The 23,650-nt window shown below is 30.5% G+C and carries 15 protein-coding genes; 1 reads left to right on the top strand and 14 read right to left on the bottom strand.

Annotated features, from left to right (window positions below; all coding sequences use genetic code 11):
* Positions 1-21: 21 nt before the first annotated feature.
* Together gltS (T514_RS0123000) and gltS (T514_RS0122995) are read right to left on the bottom strand one after the other, a co-directional pair.
* On the bottom strand, positions 22-1,254 hold the full coding sequence (gltS, locus tag T514_RS0123000) for a sodium/glutamate symporter (RefSeq protein WP_027626841.1): 1,233 nt from the start codon (positions 1,252-1,254) through the stop codon (positions 22-24).
* A 358-nt stretch (positions 1,255-1,612) separates the two neighbouring features.
* A complete protein-coding gene (gltS, locus tag T514_RS0122995; protein WP_027626840.1) occupies positions 1,613-2,845 on the bottom strand; it encodes a sodium/glutamate symporter in 1,233 nt (410 codons plus the stop codon).
* A gap of 257 nt (positions 2,846-3,102) precedes the next feature.
* On the opposite strand from gltS (T514_RS0122995), the gene T514_RS25455 reads away from it, so the two are divergent.
* Entirely contained in the window at positions 3,103-4,389 is a 1,287-nt protein-coding gene (locus T514_RS25455) for an amidohydrolase family protein (protein ID WP_051542270.1), read from the top strand.
* A gap of 155 nt (positions 4,390-4,544) precedes the next feature.
* Here the strand turns inward: T514_RS25455 and T514_RS0122985 are convergent, their stop codons facing one another.
* The 12 genes from T514_RS0122985 to T514_RS0122930 all read right to left on the bottom strand — a co-directional run bounded on the left by T514_RS0122985 (position 4,545) and on the right by T514_RS0122930 (position 23,562).
* Positions 4,545-5,732 (bottom strand): dicarboxylate/amino acid:cation symporter, encoded by a 1,188-nt coding sequence (locus T514_RS0122985; protein ID WP_027626839.1) that lies wholly within the window; start codon positions 5,730-5,732, stop codon positions 4,545-4,547.
* 104 nt (positions 5,733-5,836) lie between these two features.
* Positions 5,837-7,105, bottom strand: coding sequence for an L-cysteine desulfidase family protein (locus tag T514_RS0122980; protein WP_027626838.1), 1,269 nt, complete (start codon positions 7,103-7,105; stop codon positions 5,837-5,839).
* Positions 7,106-7,428: 323 nt separating this feature from the next.
* On the bottom strand, positions 7,429-8,973 hold the full coding sequence (gene hutH / locus T514_RS0122975; RefSeq protein ID WP_027626837.1) for a histidine ammonia-lyase: 1,545 nt from the start codon (positions 8,971-8,973) through the stop codon (positions 7,429-7,431).
* Positions 8,974-9,057: 84 nt separating this feature from the next.
* On the bottom strand, positions 9,058-10,365 hold the full coding sequence (locus T514_RS0122970; RefSeq protein WP_027626836.1) for a Na+/H+ antiporter family protein: 1,308 nt from the start codon (positions 10,363-10,365) through the stop codon (positions 9,058-9,060).
* A gap of 30 nt (positions 10,366-10,395) precedes the next feature.
* Entirely contained in the window at positions 10,396-11,223 is an 828-nt protein-coding gene (locus T514_RS0122965; protein ID WP_242850652.1) for a histidine racemase CntK family protein, read from the bottom strand.
* 595 nt (positions 11,224-11,818) lie between these two features.
* Positions 11,819-13,369 carry an AbgT family transporter gene (locus T514_RS0122960; protein ID WP_027626834.1) on the bottom strand — a complete coding sequence of 517 codons (1,551 nt, stop codon included), beginning with the start codon at positions 13,367-13,369 and terminating at the stop codon, positions 11,819-11,821.
* 196 nt (positions 13,370-13,565) lie between these two features.
* Positions 13,566-14,750, bottom strand: coding sequence for a M20 metallopeptidase family protein (locus tag T514_RS0122955; RefSeq protein ID WP_051542269.1), 1,185 nt, complete (start codon positions 14,748-14,750; stop codon positions 13,566-13,568).
* Between the two features lie 395 nt (positions 14,751-15,145).
* Positions 15,146-18,205: an ATP-binding protein gene (locus tag T514_RS0122950; RefSeq protein ID WP_027626832.1), complete on the bottom strand. Its 3,060-nt coding sequence runs from the start codon at positions 18,203-18,205 to the stop codon at positions 15,146-15,148.
* 83 nt (positions 18,206-18,288) lie between these two features.
* Complete coding sequence (locus tag T514_RS0122945) at positions 18,289-19,122, bottom strand: methyl-accepting chemotaxis protein (protein ID WP_027626831.1); 834 nt, start codon at positions 19,120-19,122, stop codon at positions 18,289-18,291.
* 126 nt (positions 19,123-19,248) lie between these two features.
* The gene (gene hutI, locus T514_RS0122940) at positions 19,249-20,502 is read right to left on the bottom strand and encodes an imidazolonepropionase (protein WP_027626830.1); all 1,254 of its coding nucleotides are present in this window, start codon (positions 20,500-20,502) and stop codon (positions 19,249-19,251) included.
* 9 nt (positions 20,503-20,511) lie between these two features.
* Complete coding sequence (ftcD, locus tag T514_RS0122935) at positions 20,512-21,417, bottom strand: glutamate formimidoyltransferase (RefSeq protein ID WP_027626829.1); 906 nt, start codon at positions 21,415-21,417, stop codon at positions 20,512-20,514.
* Between the two features lie 108 nt (positions 21,418-21,525).
* Positions 21,526-23,562 (bottom strand): urocanate hydratase, encoded by a 2,037-nt coding sequence (locus T514_RS0122930; RefSeq protein WP_027626828.1) that lies wholly within the window; start codon positions 23,560-23,562, stop codon positions 21,526-21,528.
* Positions 23,563-23,650 lie beyond the last annotated feature (88 nt).

The raw sequence follows: 23,650 nt of genomic DNA, 5'->3' as shown, positions 1-23,650 counted from the left end.
TACCCTGTTTAAAATTATACTTTATTTAAATAGATTCATGAAATATACTATATTAGGTATACCAACTAAATCTATTAGAAACGCTCCAACTAACGGAACTATTAAGAATGCTTTTGTTGATGGTCCATATTTTTCTGTAACAGCACTCATATTTGCTATTGCATTTGGAGTGGCTCCAAGTCCATGTCCAGCCATACCTGCTGCCATTACTGCTGCATCAAAATCTTTGCCTAAGAATCTGAATACTATAAATATTGTATATAATGATATAAATACTACCTGGCTAACTACTACTATAATCATTGGACCTGCGAGATTTACTAATTCCCAAAGTTTTAAAGTCATTAAAGCCATTGATAAGAATATTCCAAGACATACATCTCCAATTAAATCAATAGTGTAAAAATCTAATTTAACAAAGTTAAACTTATCATTTAAGTTTCTAAATATAACTGCAGTAAACATTGCTCCTACATATCCTGGAAGTGCTGCACCTGTTGCTTTAGTGATCCATGTACCTGCCATAGATCCTATAGTCATACAAACACTTATAACTGCTAAATGAACTAAAAATACATGTGAAGTAACATTAGCTTTATCAGATATTCCTGCTACTTCCCTATAAGATTCTGTTTCTAATTCACTTTCCTCTGTGGGTTTTAAATTATATTTATCAATTAAATGTTTTGCTATAGGGCCGCCTATTAATCCTCCTGATATAAGTCCAAAAGTTGCTGCTGCTATCGCAACAGTTGTAGCTCCTGTTACACCTAAAGATTCTGCTGTTGGCCCAAATGCTGCTGCTGCTCCATGACCACCTTCCATAGATACAGCTCCCATCATAACTCCAAGCATAGGATGTAATCCTACCAATTTAGCCATGGATACTCCTATAACATTTTGCATTACTGCAAGTATACAACAGAAAAGCCAGTATATAAGTAATGGTTTTCCACCTTTCCTTACTAATCCAAAACTAGCACCAAGCCCTATGGTTGTAAAAAATGCTATCATGAATGGTGATTGGAAAGTTGTATCCATATTTATAGTTATAATATTACTTTGCTTTAAAATTAAAGCTAAGATTGAAAATAGTAATCCTCCTATTACTGGAGCTGGTATACAAAACCTTTCAAAAAAATTTACTTTCTTTCTCAGGTAATTACCTAAGAATAATAGTAGTAATGCTAAAGTAAGTGTAGATACCATATCGATTTTTAAGGTTAGTACACCTTTTAAAACTTCTGTTTTCATGTTAATCCTCCTTTGTTTTTTATGTCACTATATTTAATAGCATATATCATGCCAACGAAAAATCACCTAATATTCAGCCAATTTCGTTTTTTTCTACAATTCCTACCCTGCAGAATTTGCAAACCGGCATATTTTGCAGGATATTTTGAAAATTATTAAAATTATTTAATTTAAAATAAAAGACCCTTTTCAAAAAGAAATATTATTGTAGAAAGTATGATATATGTGTAGATATATTTTGCATTTTTTTACAAAGAAGAACTAATTATAAACTTTATTTTATAACTTTTATAGTAATTGATAAGCGCCTATAAATTTTTTATTACTTTTATAGACGCTCATTATAGTTAATTAAACTTTATTTGAAGTAATTTATAAACCATACTATATTAGGTATACCAATTAAATCTATTAAGAATGCTCCAACCAACGGAACTATCAAGAATGCCTTTGTAGAAGGCCCATACTTTTCTGTAACAGTACCCATATTTGCTATTGCATTTGGAGTAGCTCCAAGTCCATGTCCAGCCATACCTGCTGCCATTACTGCTGCGTCAAAGTCTTTTCCTAATGCCTTAAATACTATGAAAATTGTATATAGTAACATAAATATTACTTGTCCCATTAATACGACTATCATTGGACCTGCTAGGTTTGATAGTTCCCAAAGTTTTAATGTCATTAAAGCCATTGATAAAAATACTCCAAGACAAACATCCCCAATTAAATCAATTGTATATAAATCTAATTTTACAATTTTAAACTGATCATTTATATTTCTAAATATAACTGCGGTAAACATTGCTCCTACATATCCTGGAAGAGCTGCACCTGTTTCTTTAGTAATCCATGCACTTGCCATAGATCCTATAGTCATACAAACAGTTATAACTGCTAGTTGAAGTAAAAATATTGATGAAGTAACATTAGCTTTTTCACTTATTCCTGCTGCTTCTTTATATGATTCGCCAGCTAATTCTTCAGCCTCAGTTGGTTTTAAATCATATTTATCTATCAAATATTTAGCTATAGGACCACCTATTAATCCCCCTGATATAAGTCCAAAGGTAGCTGCTGCAACAGCAACTGTAGTTGCACTAGCAACTCCCAATCCCTCTGCCATTGGTCCAAAAGCTGCAGCAGCACCATGTCCACCTTCCATGGAAACTGCTCCCATCATAACCCCAAGTACAGGATGTATTCCTACTAATTTTGCTAGTGATACACCAATAGCGTTCTGAGCTACTGCTAGTATACAACACAATACCCAATATATAACTAATGGTTTTCCACCTTTTTTTACAAGTCCAAAACTTGCACCAAGTCCTATGGTTGTAAAGAATGCTATCATAAATGGTGATTGGAAAGTTGTATCCATAGTTATAGTTATAACATTACTTTGTTTTAAAACTAATGCAAGAATAGAAAATAATAATCCTCCAATTACTGGAGCAGGTATACAAAACCTTTCAAAGAAATTTACTTTTTTCCTTAAATAATTACCTAAAAATAATAACAAAAGTGCTAATGTGAGTGTTGCGATCATGTCAACTTTCAAAGTTAATGCTCCTTTAATAATTTCTGTCTTCATATGAATCCTCCCCTTCTTCTTTATTACATACTTATATAGCATACTTCATGCCAATGAAATTATTAACTGAATATTCTCCAAAATGCAATTCTTCTAAATTATCCACACTGCATTTTCTGCCACACTGCAAATTTTGCAGGTTTTTTCAAAATATTTTATATTTTTTGTTTATTTTTCACTCTATGAAAAGGATTCACTGTACAATTGTCGAATAAAACAAATATATTAAAAAATATAATATAAAGGATGGGATATAAATGGATAGCAAAGCTTTAATAACAGGTATATTCAGAACGGATAATACTTACAAAAAAGGGTATCTCATAACAAACTTGGATACTGGCTTAATAGAAAATGTGTCTTTTGACGAAACTCCTCCAGAAAACTTTGCCGGTGAAAAGATAAACTATGATGAAAATTTTACAATTTGCGCAGGAGATTTTAATTGTCATTCACATCCTGAACAATCAATTTATACAGATATAATAGATAAGTCTTGGAATTTAGGAACTTGGTGTAGAAATACTATATATAAATATAGTATAAAATTAGAACCTGAACATGTATATTTAGGATGCTTAAGAGCATTTTCAAGAATGCTTACCTTAGGTGTTACATCCGTTATGGTTTCTTTTTATTGCCACGGAAATAAAAAGAACCTTCTTGATAGAGAAGTTATAAGAGCCGCCAAAAATGTAGGAATAAGATTATACTTTGGTAGAATGAATTATGACATTATAAATGAAGATGCTTATGATGAAAAAAAAGAATCTCAAAAAACTTACTTTGAAACTCCTGAAGAAGCAGAAATAAATTTCATGATGCTTTCTGGTGAAATTTGTTCTAATGATATAGTAGTTGCTCCTTCATTACATAGTATTCACGCATCAACTAAAGAAGCTATAGTAAAAGGTATAAACTTAGCCTTTGATTATGGCAAATATATTCAATTCCATCTTTCCGAAGACAACGGAGATGTAGATTTGTCACTTAAACTTTATGGTTTAAGACCTGTAGAATTTTTAGAATCTTTACTTAATCATAAAGAAATTAAAAGTTTAGAACATGTCATTTTGTCCGACTGTGTATGGATTGATGATAATGAAAGAGATATAATTAAAAAATATAATATGAAAGTTGTTTTAAACCCAAGAATGAATGATAGAATAAAAACCGGTGAAGCTAATCTAAGAAAACTACTAGAAAAAGATATACCTCTTTACCTAGGAACAGATGGAGAAGCTAGTAATGATGATTTATCAATTACAGGGGAACGTAACTTCTTAAAAAATAGATATCCAGATATAAATAGTGATATTATTGATAATATTGGAACCACTCCTTTACAATTTAATAATGGTTTTATAGGAAATATAGCTGTAAATAGCTTTTGTGATTTAAAAGTTATTGATAAAGAAGAAACTGTTAAAGACATTTTAGTTGGAGGAAAAAAAGTTATAGAAGATGGTAAACTACTTACTATGGATATAGAAAAAGATATTGAAGTTCCACTTAAAGAATCCTTAGATAAGCTTTTTAAATAATAAAAAAGCGCTACGCACCTTTTTAGTTGACAGACGATAGTTGTTAAAATTTCTTTTAAAATTTTTATCATTAATATATTAATATAAGGAAAGAATTTTTCCCATAATGAAAAATTCTTTCCTTATTTATTCTTTATCATTTATTCTTTATCATTTTAAGTTGTTACGTTTGAATCATTAAATATTTTATGCCTTTCAACTATACCTGTTAACATAAGTGCTATTGCTCCATCTCCAGTAATGTTGCAAGCTGTTCCAAAACTATCCTGTAATGCAAATATAGTCAATACTAATGCCACTGCTGAATCATTAAATCCTAATATACCAGTAATTAGTCCTAATGAAGCCATTACTGTTCCACCAGGTACTCCTGGAGCACCTATCGCAAAGATACCAAGTAATATAATAAACTGTACCATTTTAGCAGCAGGAGGTAACTCACCATACACTATCTTTGATACTGTCATAACAAAAAATGTTTCTGTTAAAACAGAGCCACAAAGATGTATAGTAGAACATAATGGAATTGCAAAATCCACCATATCCTCTCTTAATACAGAAGATTTATGAGCACATTTAAGTGCCACAGGTAAAGTAGCTGCACTAGACATAGTTCCAACGGCTGTTAAATATGCTGGCCCATAATGTTTTACTACTTCTAAAGGATTTTTCTTAGAAATTGCTCCACCTATACCATACAATAATGTAAGCCAAATAGCATGACCTATTATTACTAATAATATAACAATTAAAAATACCGGTAATTGCTTTGTAATACTTCCTTCATAAGCAAGTCCTGCAAAAGTTGTGGCTATAAAATATGGTAAAACAGGAATTATTACTCTAGTTACAATTGAGAGCATGATGTTTTGAAACTGATCTAACAACTTTTCAATTAGATCCGAATTCGTCCAAGCTGTAGCTAGTCCTATTAAAATTGCAGTAACTAATGCTGTCATAACCGACATCATTGGAGGTATATCTAATTTGAATACTATTTCGGGTAATTTTTTTAATCCTTCTGTACTACTGGCTATAGATAGCTTAGGAATAATAGCATAACCACTTAGAGCTGAAAAAGTAGCTGCACCAACGGATGAAATATATGCTATAAGTACAGCAATCCCCAACATTTTACTGGCATTAGATCTCATTTTAACTATAGAAGGTGCAATAAATCCTATAATTACAAGTGGTATGCAATAGAAAATTACTTGTCCTAATACATATTTTATAGTCATTATTACTCTTACTACATCTTTTGAAGCTACCAGCCCTAATACAATTCCCACTACTACTGCTAGAAGTAGTTTTACTACTAAGCTGTCTTTGACCTTACTCATTATAACTTCACCCCATTTAAATATATTTTTAGCAGCCTTAGACATATTAAAAAATAATAGACTAGCTTAATCCATAATTCCCCCATATGTCTTAAGCCACATTTTTAACTGCACTTTTCCATCATCACATTTAAAATAACTTCATCTGTACAACTCATTCCCTCAGTAGATACCTTACCCAAATTTTGTATAGATTTTTCTACAGACTGATCTAAAATACCATCATTAGAAGGTATAAAAATATTATCCACTGCCATTTTAGCAGCATCTAAGGCAGAAGATACTGAAATAATTAATTTATATGCACAGCCTAATTTAGCCCCATCACAAATCATTCCAGATATACCTGCAATCATATTTTTTATCGCTCCGCATATTTCTTCTATATTTCCACCTAACAAATATGTTAACCCAGCGCTTGCTCCTACCCCTGCAGCTACTCCACAACCGCATACTGGTGATAATGCTCCTGTATAACTTTTAATATAAATAGTTACTAAATGACTTAAAGCTACGCTTCTAATAATTATTTGATCATCTATATTTAATTTTTCCCCAACTGCAGCTATAGGAAGTATTGCTACTAAGCCATGATTTCCGCTACCAGCACTACTCATAACTGGTAATGGATAGCCAGACATTCTAGCTTCACAAGCTGCTGCTGTTATCGCCTTTGCATATTCACAAGCATTTTCGTTATTCTTATATAATAAATTTCCTAATCCTAGTCCTAAATTATATTTTAACCCCTCTTCAGCAATCCTCTTATTCATAATAATGCCTTCATTAATAAATTGTATCTTTTCTAATTCCACATTATCCACAAATCCTTTAATGTCAGCTATAGAAAATTCTCTAATCCTATCCCTTATATTTATTTTGGAAACCTTTTCTTCATATTGCTGTGAAATACATTCACCATTTCTCTCAAGGGATACTATATTTAAATGACTATTTTTAATTATAACCTTAGATGTATTCTCCTCACCTTTAGCTTCTATTTCTATATATAGTCCAGTAACTCCTTCTTTTAAATTGAGATGGATAATATCCTCTTTAATTAAATCCAAAGCTTTTGGTATATCATCAACAGTTAAATCTTTAATAACTTGAAGCTTGTACTCAGATTTTCCAACAATAATTGCTAAAGCCGCTGCCATAATAATTCCTTTATTATTTGTTCCTGGAATACCAACTTCCTTACCATTTTTAAATATATTTCTATCTACACTTATATTTAACTTTACTACATCTTCCTCAAGTAGTTCTTTAGCCTTTGCAACAGCATAAGCTACTGCCATTGGTTCTGTACAACCTAATGCAGGAACTACTCCATCCTTTAAAATATTTATTAGTAAATCATCATTATACATAAGTATTCCTCCTTAAAATTAAATTCACTTATAATATTTAAATAGCAATTTCAATGCCAAAGAAGATTAACCTACACCCCTGTAAAATCAACACTTTACAAATAGCTTATATATATCTTTATCAAAATTGAGAATTATTTAATAACTATTTCAATAATATTAAAAGTAACCCTTATTCTCATAGTGTTGTTTGCTTTATCATATTTGAGAAATAATTATCAAAATTGAGAATTATAATTTCACCAACATTACAAAAACCCTTAATTATTTATCATAAAAAAATAAACCTGTAATATTTTACAGGTTTATTTCTATAATTAATTTTAGTGTTCTAATTCTACTACACTTTCAACAGCTTCTAGTATTTTACCACTAGTAATTAATTCTGTAGCTTTGTCTAATTCTTTATACATTTCAATTTTAGTATCATATTCTATAAACTCTATTGCTTCTCTTATTACTTTATAAGCTTTTTCAGTTCCTTTTCCTAATTTAAAACCTTTATCAGCTCTAAAATCTATAGCTTGGCAAGCTGCCATCATTTCTGTAGCTACTACTCTTGTAGAATTTTTGATTATATCTCTAGCTGTTCTTGCTGCTATAGTTCCCATACTTACTAAATCTTCCTGATTAGCTGATGATGGGATTGAGTCTACTGATGCTGGATGAGCAAGTATCTTGTTTTCTGATACTAAAGCTGCTGCAGCATACTGAGTAATCATAAATCCTGAGTTTAATCCACCATGTTTAGCAAGGAATGCTGGTAGATCATTTAACTGATGATTTATAAGCCTTTCAAGTCTTCTCTCTGATACATTTCCTATTTCTGATGCTCCGATTCCTAAGAAGTCGAAAGGTTGTGCCATTGGTTCTCCGTGGAAGTTACCACCAGAGATTACATCTCCTTCTCTTGTTATTATTGGATTATCTGTAACTGAATTGATTTCTATTTCAACTTTTCTCTTTACATAGTCAATAGTATCTTTACTAGCACCATGGATCTGAGGTACACATCTTAATGAATAAGCATCTTGTACTCTTAATTCTCCTTGTCTAGTTACATAAGTACTTCCTTCAACTAATTTTAATATATTTCTTGCAGTAGCCATCTGCCCTTCATGTGCTCTTATTACATGAGTTCTAGCATCAAAAGCATCTGTTATTCCTCTTAACGCTTCCATACTTAATGCTGCTGCAATATCACTAACCTTTAATAGTTCTATAGCATCATATACTGCTAATGCTCCAGTTGCTGTTAATACTTGAGTACCATTAATTAGTGCTAAACCTTCTTTAGCATCTAACTGGATTACAGGGATTCCTGCTTTATCCATAGCTTCTTTTCCTGACATTATTTCGCCTTTATATTCAGCTTCGCCAAGTCCAAGCATTGGTAAAACCATATGAGCAAGTGGTGCTAAGTCTCCTGATGCTCCTAATGATCCTTTTTCAGGAATGCATGGATGAACTCCTTTATTTAACATTTCTATTAAAGTACTTAAGGTTTCTATTTTTATTCCTGAATATCCCTTTGATAAAGCATTTGCTCTAGTAAGCATTATAGCTCTTACTGTATCTATTGGGAATTTTGGGCCATATCCACAAGCATGTGAACGAATAAGATTTTCTTGTAATGTTTTACAATCTTGTTTAGAAATACTTACATTACAGAATTCGCCAAAACCAGTAGTTACACCATAAACAACTTTTTCATTTTCAACTATATCGTCAATAATTTTTCTAGATTCTAAAACATTCTTTTTAGCTTCTTCACTTAAAGCTACTTTACATCCTTTTCTAGCTACAGCTACCATTTCCTCTAAAGTCAAATCATTTCCAGTTAAAACAACTTCTTTAAATTCTTTCATTGTCATTTCCCCCTTAAAGTATAAATTGTTAACTATATATTAGAGCTATATATTAGCTATATATTAGCTTGATATGCTTTTTTATTAACCTAGTATAGAAGCTCCTATCATACCTGCTATAAATAGTGGTATATCATAGAATACAAATGTTGGTACACAAGTATCCCAAATGTGGTCATGTTGCCCATCTACATTAAGTCCCGATGTAGGTCCCAAAGTACTGTCCGAAGCTGGTGAACCAGCATCTCCAAGTGCTGCTGCTATTCCTAATAGTAATATAATTGTTGGAACGCTCATCCCAAGTTTTAATCCTAGTGGACAATATATTGCAGCTATAATTGGAACTGTACCAAAGGAAGTTCCTATACCCATTGTTACCAAAAGTCCAACTGCAAGCATTAAGAACGCTCCACCCATTTTTCCTCCTACCATTGCAGCTGTAGCACTTACTAAAGCTTCAACTGCTCCAGTTTTTCTTAAAACATCTCCGTAACCTGCTGCAACCAACATTACGAAAGCTATAAATGCCATCATTCTCATTCCGCCATCCATCATTTCGTCTATTTGGCTTACTTTAATTGATCCAGTTAGAACCATAACTAGTAAACCTGCTAATGCTCCAAGTGGTAATGATTTTGTAATAAGCTGAACCACAAATGCTGCTACTGCTCCTAAAAGTGCTAACCAATGTTTTCCTGTCATTTGAATTTCTACGCCATCATCTGCATCATAGCCATCCATTTTTATTTCCTTATATTCTCTTGGCTTTCTATATGCTATAAGTACAGCTAATAGTAAACCTACAACCATTGATAATCCTGCAATCCACATTACACCGCCAACATCTTTAGTTGTAACCTGCATTCCATTTTGAATCATCTGGTCTCTTACAATATTATGGAATATAAGTCCGAATCCAACACCTAAAGTTACATATGGTGCTTTAAGACCAAAAGTTAATGCACAAGCTACTGCTCTTCTATCTATTTTCATCTTATTCATTAATGGAATTAGTGGTGGAATTAAAATTGGAATAAATGCTATATGAACTGGTATTAAGTTCTGTGAAAAACAAGCCACAAAAGCTATAACTAAAGTAAATACAACTGCTTTTCCTTTAACTACTTTTGATATTTTCTTCGCAAGTATTGTAGCAAGACCTGTTTTATTAATTGCTACAGCTAAAGCCCCTAAAAGCACATAACTTAAAGCTGTTTCTGAGTTTCCTCCCATGCCGCCAATTAACGTGGTCATGGTTTCTGCTATAGGCATACCAGCAGCCAATCCAGCAACTAGAGCTGCTGCTAATATTGACAGAATTACATTTAACTTTAACAAACATAAAGCTGACATGACTATTACTGATATTATAACCGGATTTAGTAATAACATTTTTATTCCCCCTTATAAAATTAATTTTGATTATACGTTTACAATTCCTTCAGCCACTATTTCTACAAATCCATTTAAACATAAACTTTCTATACTACTGCCATTCCATTTAGTCATTACTTGAAGTTCTCCACCAGGTTGTCTCACTTTTTCATCTATACTATGTTTTTTTATATAAGTTAATGCAACTCCTAAAGCTGAAGTCCCAGAAGCGCAACTTCTTTCCCAGAATAGACTGTCAGTACCTTTGACATAAACTAATGGTTCTAAATATTTCTCATTAAAATCATAATACATAATTCCAAAAGCATCATAGTTAACTTTGTCCATTTCACTTTTTACTGCTTTAAATAAAAGATCTTTATCTTTTACTTTTCCACTATCAACTATAAAATGCGTAATCCCTGAAAAATCTACTTTTATACCTGAAAAAACGTTATTCTCAACTTCTAAGGAAACCTCACTAATTTTTTTAGGTAAAGGCATATCAACTTTAGATAAATACAAATTATCTTTTTCAGTATTATATACTTCACAATCTATCATAGTATCATTTCCCGAAACTTCTAGTCTGACTAAATATTTATCTTTTTCTTTAATAACATTTGGATATTGATTATGAACCAGTAATGCAGCTAAAGATCTTGCAGCATTACCACAAAACTCTCCCCCCATCATTTGAAGTCTAAGACCCTTATCTTCCTCTTCTTTATGTAGGCTTACTTTTTCAATAAATCCAACTTGTTCTGCATATATATTGCTATAATTCATCAATTTTTTTGCTACATGCATTTGAATATCCCTTGGAACTTGATCTAATACAAATATTGTCATATTCTCCACTGGATTTACTTTCACAAAATGCAGCTTAATTTTCTTTCACCCCCTTGCCAAAATTCACTTAATCTTTTTTACAGTTTAATTATATCATAATTTCGTCAAATAAAAGTCTATTTTGAATTTTTTTAAAATTTAAAGTTTCATTTTAATTTTAGTTAATTCAGTTACATTTATGCTATTAACATCTAATATATCTTTATTTTATAAGTTTGCAAGTAATATCATTACAATTCCCACCGTTATTCCCTTTTTTCTCTATTTTGCATCTATATTTATGTCCTTTTTGCGTCGATAGAACGTCTAACTTTTAAATTTCCCAACTATATTCGACATTTTAGAATTTTCTATATATTTATGCTTTATATATATTTTTCTTTCAATTTTATCACAATTCATAATTATCATAATACACTTTTAATTGATTAACGAACTGTTATTGCATCATTTTAATTCATTATCACTTTAATTCATTAAATAATTATATTCCTTTTATCGGAAAACCCCCTTTTTAAATAGATCATATTCTATCTAAAAAAGGGGCCTTTTATCATTTTGGAAAATTACTTGATAAACTGACTTCTTAACTTAAGAAGGAGTAGTAATCAGATAAAACTTACATCATATATCTTATAGCTCCTCCTGGTCCTAATGGGATATTAAACATAACAAACATTACTAATAATAAAGTCCATGCAATTGCAAATACTATTGAATAAGGAATCATATTGGAAACTATAGTTCCTATGCCAGCTTCTTTATCATATTTACGTACAAATGTTATTAGCATTGGAAAGAAGGGAAATAGTGGACTAATTGGATTAGTTATAGAATCACCTATTCTAAAAGCCATTTGTGTAACTGCTGGATTATAACCTAATAAAAGCAACATAGGGACAAATATAGGTGCCATTATAGCCCATTTTGCAGAAGCACTTCCTATAAATATATTAATTATTGATTCTAATATTATAAATCCTATTATAATTCCAATTCCACCAAATCCAGAATTCTTTAATATACCTGCTCCGTTAACTGACATAACAATTCCTATGTTACTCCAATTAAATAATGCTATAAATAATGATGCTGCAAAAGCAATTACTATATAAGATCCCATATCTTTCATCGACTCTGACATCATAGCAACAGCATCTTTATCATTCTTTATTACTCCTGTCATTTTTCCATATATTATACCAGGGACTAAAAACATCAATGTAATTATTGGTATAAGTCCTTGCATAAGTGGAGATTCCCATGCTAGTAATGATCCTGTTTCAGGATCTGCCATAAATGAATTTTTCCCTATACTCAGTAAAATTACTATAGCTATCATAATAAGCACAGACATGCCAGACCATTTCAATGCCTTTTTTTCTACATCTGTAATTTCATTATTTTCATCACCAAATAATGAATTTGTGTCATACTTTTCAAAACGAGGTGCTATTATCTTTTCAGTAACAAATACACCACATAATACTAATATTACTGTAGATGCAACCATAAAATAGATATTCATTGCTGGTGTCCCCCTATAGGAAGGATCAATCATTTGAGCTGCTGGAATAGTAAAGCTTGCCATTAATACATCTGTCATATTAACCATTAAATTGGAAGAAAATCCACCAGCTACTCCTGCATATGCAGCAAACATCCCTATTAAAGGGTGCCTACCTATAGATAAAAATATTGTAGCTGCTAATGGGGGTAATAGTATAAAACCTGCATCTCCAGCTGCGTCAGCTAAAATACAAACCAAAATAATTGTACCAGTAACTAGACTTTTAGGAACTTTAACTATAGACGTTTTCATTGCAACAGTCATTAAACCAGATTTTTCAGCCACACCAGCACCTAGCATAACAACAAGCACCATACCAAGTGGCGGGAATTGCTGAAATTTAGTTACACATTCCATTAATATTTTTCTAAAACCATCTCTTGATACAAGATTTACTATTGACACAGTTTTATTATCAGCAGGATTCTCAACAGATACACCTGCTGCTATCCATGATATTGCCATTATAACTAAACACAAAATTCCAAATATAGATACAGGATCAGGCATTTTATTACCTATTACCTCTACTTTATTCAATATTCTTTCCAAAGTCTTTTCCTTATTTACTTTATTATTTAACTCTCCACTTACATTCATTTATATGCCCCTCTCTTATTTATTGTATAAACAGAATTCTTAGGAGTTTTACTCCTTAGAAGTCGTTATCCAGGGACGTGCCCGCTCTTTACTCCCACTTTGAAGAAAAGCAGAGAACCAAAATCTCTGATTTTGTGTGAATCGCTTTCACAGAGTGCCATGAAAGTATTACAGCGGGTAGTCATCGGATAAGACTTTATTTATTATCATCATTTAAAAAATCTACTGCTATTTGACATAAACATCTACAAGAAGTTAATAGGTTTATATCATCCCATTGAAAATGAGAATTATGATGAATTACTTCCTTGTCCTTCATGATACCAGTAAAGAAAAATACAGATGGCACCTCACTAGTAAAGAAAGCAAAATCTTCTGATCCTGTGTATGGTTGTTTTGCTTCTATGATTTTATTTTCTCCTATTACCTTTTCAAATGATTTAATTGCTATTTTAGTCATATTCTCATCATTTACAACAGTAGGCGCAAACCTATTAATTTCTATACTATACTTAGCCCCTTGGGACTCAGTCATGAATTTTAAAATATTCTCCATGGAATTAATAACAAAGTCTCTGGTATCATTATTAAAAGTTCTAAGTGTTCCTAAAACTGTTACTTCATCTGGTATACAATTAAAACTATTTCCTCCATTTATTGCTCCAAATGATAACACTACTGGGTCTAAAGCACTTATTCTTCTGCTAACAAAATTTCTTATAGTATTCATAGCATTAATACATATATCAATAGGATCTATGCATAATTCTGGTGTCGATCCATGCCCACCCTTACCAACAATTTTAAACATAAAATCATCACAGGAAGCCATTAATGGTCCATTTTTTATTACAACATGTCCCTCGGGTATATTTCCCCACAAGTGGCAAGCTATGGCTGCATCAACTTTAGGATTATCTAGCACACCCTCCTCAATCATTAATCTTGCACCACCGTCACCCTCTTCAGCTGGCTGGAAAACTAATTTTACATTACCATGAAGTTTATCTTTTAAATTATTAAGAATCATAGCTGTACCTAAAAGAGCTGCTGTATGTCCATCATGTCCACATGCATGCATAACCCCTTTATTTTTTGACTTATACTCTATGTCTGCCTCTTCATTTACAGGCAAAGCATCCATATCAGCCCTCAATAATATTGTTTTACCTGGATATTTTCCCTTTATTACAGCAGAAACTCCCGTTTTGGCTAACTTCTGTACATTATCTAGATTTAATTTTATTAGTTCATCTTCTACAGTCTTAGAAGTATTGAATTCATTAAAACCTAGCTCCGGAAACATATGAAAATGATGCCTTAATTTTTTCATTTCCTCATAATATTCTTGTGACAATTGAACAATATCTTTTTCCAACATATAAAAACCTCCCATATAATATTTACAATAGAAAAAATTTTACAAATTTTTAAGATATACTATACAATATTTCTTATTTTATATTAGCATAGTCCGCTTTGTAACCATTTTACCATATACTCGTCAAATTTTGGTCAATTATGAATTTTTATAATTTATTTCAATTTTATACTAACAGATACTTATAATCAATATACTTACTATAATGTAATATTTATGTATAAAAAATACACTTTTTGTAACTTTAATATCATTTTTTATAGAATTTTAGTTATTTTCATACTATTCAGTCTACAAACCGTCTAACTTATTATTAAATTTAATAATATAATAAATTGTAATTAATAAATATAAAAAAAACTGGCTAATTCAATTAACCAGTAAAATATTATCTATTAAACTTTAAGAGCCTTTCTTAATATATTTATTACATCTATCTCATAATTATCTCTTGCTTCTTTTAAGAATTTTATCCCTTCATCACAATAATAATTTATATCTTTATCCAAATATCTATTAAATACTTTATTTAAACCCTCATTATCTTCCATATTAACTCTTATTTCTGCCTTTACCCTATAAACTACACCTATTTCATGAGGATTTTTAATTTTTTGTGAGTGTTCGTCTGCATTCTTTAAATATTGTAATCCTTCTGCATAATTTCCTTCTTTCACATGAAGTAGAGCCATAAAAGCTTCTAATATAGATCTTCTCCATACAGAATCAAATTGATTATATAAACTATATGCCTTTTCAAAATAGTCCTTAGCTCTATAATAATCTCCCATATCAAAGGCAGCTTGTCCTGCATTTATATTAAATACAGCTAAACTAGTCAAAGCATTCTTATTTTCACAAATAGCAGTAGCTTTATCATAATAATTCAATGCTTCTGAAAATTTCATATTAAATCTTCTTATTTCTCCAATATAATTATAAGCTGCAGCAATATTTAAAGAGTATTTGTCAGCTACCTGTTTAGTTACATTAAAAATATTTATAGATTCATTTAGCAACTTTTCTGCTTCTTCATACTGTCCACACATTATTTTATACAAACCTTTTAATCTTAACAGAATTCCAATTTCCTTATGATAATTGCATTCTACAGCTAAGTTTAAGGCTAGTCCTACATATTTTATCATAAGATCAGTATTATTTGTTTGGATGCAATAGTATATCATCTGTTTATATCCTTCAAGAGCATAATCTCTATCTCTTATCTCTATGGACTTTTCAATCATTTCCTGAATAAAACCTGTACCTTGTTCATAATCTCCTTCTCTTATTAAATATCTACCTTTCATATGAAGAAAAGCTATTTCTAACTTTATTACTTCTTCAGTAGCTCCTTCTTTCTTTTTAACTTCCTTTAGCACATTTTCAACATCTTTTAAATGCTTTATAGTTTGTTGCTTACTAAAATATGCACATTTATAAGTTTCTGCATCTGGATTACTTAATATAGGAAAAAGCTCATGACTAAAATTCAAATAATAATTTAAACTCTTAATTTTATAATTTAATGATTTTACTCCATTATCTGCATTAGAATAATGATAAATAAGCTTATGATAAGTATTTATATCTGTTTTATCATTTTTTAAGCTTTTTTCAAGTAAATCTCCTATTTTATTATGAAGAATTTTTTTTCTTCCTTCGGATTGTTTAATATAAACAAATTCCCTTAGCTTTTGATGGGTAAACTTAAAGCTAATTTTTTCATTACTGTTTATTTCTTTTAAAATAAACTTATTCTCCAATTCTTCTATTATATCTATAATTTCTAATTCATCTTTACCCGTTAGGTTTTCTAATATTTTTATTGGCACTTCATCAAAAAATAAAGATGCTATATTTAATATTTTTTTACCTTCTTCCGATATATAAAGAAATCTACTTTTTAATATATCCTGCATTTTAACAGACATTATATTTGTATCTCCATTAGACTTTATAATATTTAGATATTCTGTTAAAAAAAATGTATTTCCTTCTGTTTCATCATATATTTTTCTTGAAAGTTCCTTTGTTACATCATAATTAGGAAGAGCTTTTCTTATAAACCCTTCTACTTCACTGCTTGTGAATCTAGGTAAATTTACAGTTATAATCTTATTATAGCTATTCATAGTAGTTATAAATTTATCCACATTTTTATCATATTCATTTCTACAAGTGGCTATGAATATGATGTTATTATGTTGATGTAACATTACACTACTTAGTAAAGATAGACTCATACTATCCATCCACTGGATATCATCAAATATAAAAATAACTTTCTTTTTTTCAGTAATTTTCTTTAATATATCTGCTAGTACATCACCTATCATCTCATATTTTAATGCGTCAATATTTTCTATCAACTTTATATTAGGCGCTGAATCTTTTTTGTGAAACTCAGGAAATATGTGAGAAATTATATTTTCCCAAATGGTAGGGATATTTATTTTATCATTTAATATAGTATTAGATATTTGAGAAATAATAGCATTCCATGGCTTTAAAAAATATTCTTTTTCTACTTGATAACAGTTAGCTTCAAAAATATATACTTCTTTTTCATCTATATTCTCCATAAACTTGTCTTTAAGTCTTGATTTTCCTATACCTGCTTCTCCTGTTATAATTATAGACTTTCCTTTACTACTTTTTATAAATTTCTCATAGTTAGTTTGGAGTAATCTTATCTCATTACATCTTCCATAAAAAAATTCACTTAAAACTTCTCGTTTATTATTACTAGATTCATTCATTATATCCAAAACTTCATTAAATATTTTTCTTGTATTTTCATCTGGTGCTATCCCTAATTCTTTATCTAATAATTGTGATAGTTTATTGTATGTATCTATTACTTTTCCATAATTTCCATTATCCCTATAGTACTCCATCAATATTCTATAGGCTTTTTCATCAAACTCATCTATGTTAATTAATAATTTTGTATATCTTTCTATATTACTATCATTAGAATTTTTTATATCTTCAGTTATTTTATCATATAATTTCATTACAAATTGTTCCTTGTAATTTTCTCTGGTCTTAATTGCCCATTCTTCAAATTCCTCTGCATTTTTCACAAAAAAACCTTGAAGAAACTCTCCAGTATAAGCTTCAATCCACTTTTCTTTATCATTTAAGAAACAATCTATATCTGATTTTAAATCCATATCAGGGTTTATCATAACAATAGACTTTTTAGGAGAAATAATTACTTCCTCATCAAAGGATTTTTTTATTTTATAAATAGCATTTCTCAAGTTTTTCTTTGCTATATCTTCTTCTTCTTCACTCCATAATAGCCCTGCTAATTCATCTCTGCTTGCTTGATTGTTAACTACTAAATAATAAAATAAAGCCTTTACCTTGTTATATGGGAATAAAATTTCTTCATTATCTTTTGTTATAACGGGAGTACCAAACATCTTTGCATAAATATTGCTCATATATTATCCCCTCTCTTTCCGCGTATGATCTAAAACATTCTACCATTTAAGTATAATATATAAAAACTATATTGTAAAATTTACTAGAATTTTGAAGACATTTCCCTTAAGGTCTCTCCTGTAGTATTTAGCTCTTCAATAGACGCAGTTATTTCTTCTAAGGCTGCTGCTTGATTATGAAAGGTTTCATTTACTACTTTTATGCTATCTAAAATGTTTTCAACAGAACCTTTTATCTCTTTTATAACCTCATTTATTTTGGTTATAGACTCATTACTAGAATGAGATAATTTTCTTATTTCAGAAGCTACAATTGAAAATCCTTTTCCCCACTCGCCAGCTCTTGCAGCCTCTATTGATGCATTTAAACCTAATAAATTAGTCTGTTTTTCTATATTTTTAATAAAAGATATTATTTCATCTGTATTTTTAGTCTTTTTAAAAGCTTCTTTAGCTTCCTTTAATATCATTTCATTAGAAGATGCAGTATTTTGAACTCCTGCTGAAACATCATTGATAGCATCAGAAATTTGTTCTAACGCTGACGAAACATTTTTAGATAAATTTAAAATATCTTCTTGCTTTTTTAAACTCTTCCCTATTGATACCACTCCAACAATTCCACCATTTTCATTTTTTAATGGAACTGCAATAGACTTTAACTTAAAGTTAAATACACTCTCATCTACTATTTTACATACAGTAGTATTCGTTTTCAAAGCTTCATATGTAGAACTTCCTCTTCCTATAGCCTGTCCTACCTTTATATCAGGTCTTATCTTTTCTCCTGGTAAAAAAGCTATAAATTTTTCCTTATCAGTTAATGCAAAACTTAATTCTTCATCAAACAAGCTAGACAGATATGGACTAACTTCTACAAAGGATTGAAGAATACTTTCTTTAAACTTCTTACACATATAAATCCCCCCATACTTTAATTATAAACAAAATTCTGACAATAAAAAAGTAAATTCACTTATTTTATGAAAATAAGTGAATCTACTTGTGTGTTAACCGAAGATTTTAAAATATATACATAATAATTAATTATTATGAACTAATACTCCATTTTTTATAACCTTTTCTACTATATTTACTCCAGTATGATATGGTAAGAATTTATATGATGGATATTCAAGTATTACTATATCTCCTTTTTTACCTATATCAATAGATCCAACTTCATCTGCTCTATCTATGGCAGCAGCACCATTTAGAGTCATAGCAGTAATTGCTTCCTCTATACTCATATTCATATATATAGTAGCCAATGCAAACATTAATGGTATTGAGTTAGTAAAGCCACTTCCAGGATTAAAATCTGTAGCTAATGCTACTGCACATCCGTTATCTATCATAAATCTTCCTTTAGCAAAAGGTTCTTTTAGACAAAATGCAGTAGTTGGTAAAAGTGTACTTACCACACCTTTCTCTGCCATATCCTTTATTCCCTTATCTGAAGCATGAAGCAAATGATCTGCTGAAACCATTCCTAACTCTGCTGCTAATTCAGCTCCTCCAAGCTCTACTATTTCATCTGCATGTATCTTTAATTTCATGTTATATTCTTTAGCTTTTAAAAACATTTTCCTAGATTCTTCTACAGAAAATACTCCCTTTTCACAGAATACATCAAAGAAATCTGCTAATTTATCTTCTGCAACCTTTGGTAATACCTTTTCCAATATAAAATCTATATATTCATCTGTTCTTCCTTTATATTCATTAGGAACAGCATGAGCACCTAAAAAAGTTCTACAAATATCTATAGGATGCTCTTCATCTAATTCTTTCATAACTTCTAATTGTTTAATTTCTGTTTCATAATCTAAACCATATCCACTTTTTCCTTCTACAGTAGTAACTCCAAACTTAAGCATAGAATTTAATCTCTTTTTACCTAAATCAAACAACTCTTCCTTGGTAGCATTTCTAGTACCTGTTACAGAGTTAACTATTCCTCCACCTCTGTTCATGATTTCCATGTAGCTGTCTCCACGCAATCTCCATGAAAATTCTTCAGCTCTATATCCACCGAATATAAAGTGAGTATGGGAATCAACAAACCCTGGAAGAACACACTTGTCTTTAGCATCAATTACTTCATATTTGGTCTCATCGTATTTTTTTAATATATCTTCTGTATTACCTACATCCTTAATTATTCCATCTTCTATTACTACAGCTCCATTTGAAATTACATTAATATTTCCCATTTCTTTGCCAAACTTAGCTTTATTACCACTGCAAGTAACTAATTCAGAAGAATTTTTTATTATCATATTTCCTTTTTTCATTAACATCACCTACTCCATTATTATATTTTCTAGTATTTGATCAGAAGAAAAGTTATCTAATTGAAGATAATAAAGAGCACTATCTATTAGAGCTTCTGTTGGAACAAGTCCCACTATTTCACTATTTATTATACTAACTCCAAACCTCTTTACTTCGCATTTTACCATTTCAAATACACTATATAAAGATGTCTTATTATAATCTGTCATATTTATAGATATTGTAAATAAACCCTTATTACAATTCTTTACCCCAATAGCTTTGCAAAATCTCAATCCCCCACCAGAATATCTAATATTTTGTGATATTGCTTTAGCTATAAATTCATCTTTAGTATTTAAGTTTATATTAAAGGCAATTAAAGGCATTCTAGCTCCTACTGCTGTAGCTCCAGCAGTTATATTTAATTCACTAGGTCCAAAATCCGGTTTCCATTCGGGTCTTTTAATCTTTTCCATCATACCTTCATATTGACCTTTTCTTATATCAGCTAAATTTTCTCTTTCCGGTCTAGCAGCTGATCTTTCGTACAAGTAAATTGGTACATTATACTTTTCCCCTACTTCTTTAGCAAATTCTCTTGATAATTGTACTACTTCCAACATAGATATATTTTTTATTGGAACAAATGGCACTACATCTACCGCTCCAATTCTTGGATGTTGACCTTTATGTATCCTCATATCTATATTCTCTATAGCCACACCCATAGCCTCTATAACCACATCTTTTACCCTTTGCGGTTCACCCATTATTATAACCATAGTTCTATTAAGGTCTCTATCATTATTATAATCTATAAGCTTTACTCCATCTCTTCTTCTAAATACATTGACTATATTTTCTATCTTATTTAAATCTCTACCTTCACTAAAGTTGGGTAAACACTGCACTACTTTAATCCCATCTACCACAAAAGTCCCACCTTTCAAGCATCTATGGTAGGTAATAAAATTAACCCCTATATACAGTTTTGCAGTATACAGATATTGTATACTGCAAAACATTTTAATTATTTTATTTTATCTATGAATTTTTTCAAATGCACTTTCTACAGCATTCTTAACCATTTCATCATCTGCTAAGTATGGAATAGTTATATGATCTGTTCCTTTATTAGTTTTATTAAATTCTAATACTGTTTCAATTGAATGTTCATTTCTAGCCCAAGAACGTCTAGCAACACCACTCATAACATCCCATGATAAAGCAGATTTAATTATTTCATCAGCTCTATGACTTCCATCAAGTACTAAACCAAATCCACCGTTTACTGATTTACCAATACCAACTCCACCACCATTATGAAGAGCAACTAAGCTCATTCCTCTAGCAGCATTACCAGCATAGCATTGTACAGCCATATCAGCCATTACATTACTTCCATCTTTAATATTTGAAGTTTCTCTAAATGGTGAGTCTGTTCCTGATACGTCATGGTGATCTCTTCCCATCATAACTGGTCCTATTTCACCATTTCTAACCATTTCATTGAATTTAAGTGCTATTTTTATTCTACCAATAGCATCCTGATAAAGAATTCTAGCTTCAGTTCCTACAACTAATGCATTCTTTTCAGCATCTTTTATCCAATTATAGTTATCTCTATCCTGATATCTTCTGTTTGGATCTATACATTCCATAGCAGCATGGTCAGTTTTAACTAAATCTTCATGTTTTCCACTTAAGCATACCCATCTGAATGGTCCATATCCATAATCAAATAACTGTGGTCCCATTATATCTTCAACATATGATGGCCAAATAAATCCATCTTTTTCATCAATACCATTCTTTGATATTTCTTTAACTCCAGCATCATAAATTGCTTTCATGAAGGAATTACCATAATCGAAGAAGTATACTCCTCTATCACTTAAAGTTTTTATTACTTCAAAATGATGTTTTAATGTTTTGTCTACTAACTCTCTGAATTTTTCTGGATCTTCTGCAAGAAGTCTAGTTCTTTCTTCAAAAGTAATTCCTTCTGGGCAATAACCACCTTCATAAACATTATGACATGAAGTCTGGTCTGAAAGAAGGTCTATATGAATATTATGATCTACTGCATATTGAAGTAAATCTACTATATTTCCATGGTAAGCAATTGACATTGCTTCTTTCTTTTCCTGTGATTCTTTAGCCATTGCAAATACTTCATCTAAGTTTCCTGACCATTTTTTAATCCATCCCTGTTCAAGTCTTGTATCTATTCTTGACTTGTCTACTTCTGCAACAATTCCTACACCATTTGCTATTTCACAAGCCTTACCCTGAGCACCACTCATTCCTCCTAAACCTGAAGTTACGAATAGTCTTCCTCTTAAATCTCCATCATTAGGAATTCCTAATTTTAATCTTCCTGCATTTAATATTGTATTAAATGTTCCATGAACTATTCCCTGTGGTCCTATATACATCCAACCACCAGCTGTCATTTGTCCATAGTTTGCAACTCCCATTTCTTCGGCTATTTCCCAATCCTTTAAGTTGTCAAACATACCAATCATTAATGCATTTGTGATTATTACTCTTGGTGCTTCTGGTTTTGACTTAAATAATCCTAGTGGATGTCCTGATTCTAATACTAATGTCTGATCTTGAGTCATTACTTCTAAGTATTTTTTTATTAGTCTATACTGCATCCAGTTCTGACATACGCTACCTGTTTCTCCATAAGTAACAAGTTCATATGGATATAACGCTACATCAAAATCTAGGTTATTATCAATCATTACTTGGAAAGCTTTACCTTCTATACAATTTCCTTTGTATTCATCAATTGGCTTTCCGTAAATTTTTCCTTCTGGTCTAAATCTATATCCATAAATTCTTCCCCTAGTTGTTAACTCTTCTAAGAATTCAGGAATTAACTGTTCATGATACTTTTCTGGTATATAACGTAAAGCATTTTTTAATGCTATTTCTGTTTGAGCTTTTGTTAAATGAAATCCTCTGTCTGGTGCTCTTCTTATACCTTTTTCGAATTTAGGCATTTCTGGTAGATAATCATCTAATTTTATTGTCATAGCTTCTGAAACATCAAAATTTTTTATCATGATTTTTTCCTCCCTATTTATGTTATATATTTATTTACTTAATTTTTAATTTGTTTTATCTTACAAGTTTATTATATATCACCGTCGT

The sequence above is a fragment of the Clostridium lundense DSM 17049 genome, from assembly GCF_000619945.1.
Lineage (GTDB): Bacteria > Bacillota > Clostridia > Clostridiales > Clostridiaceae > Clostridium_AO > Clostridium_AO lundense.
The sequence above is the reverse complement of the archived record's forward strand: the minus strand, read 5'-3'. Positions and strand labels throughout refer to the sequence as shown.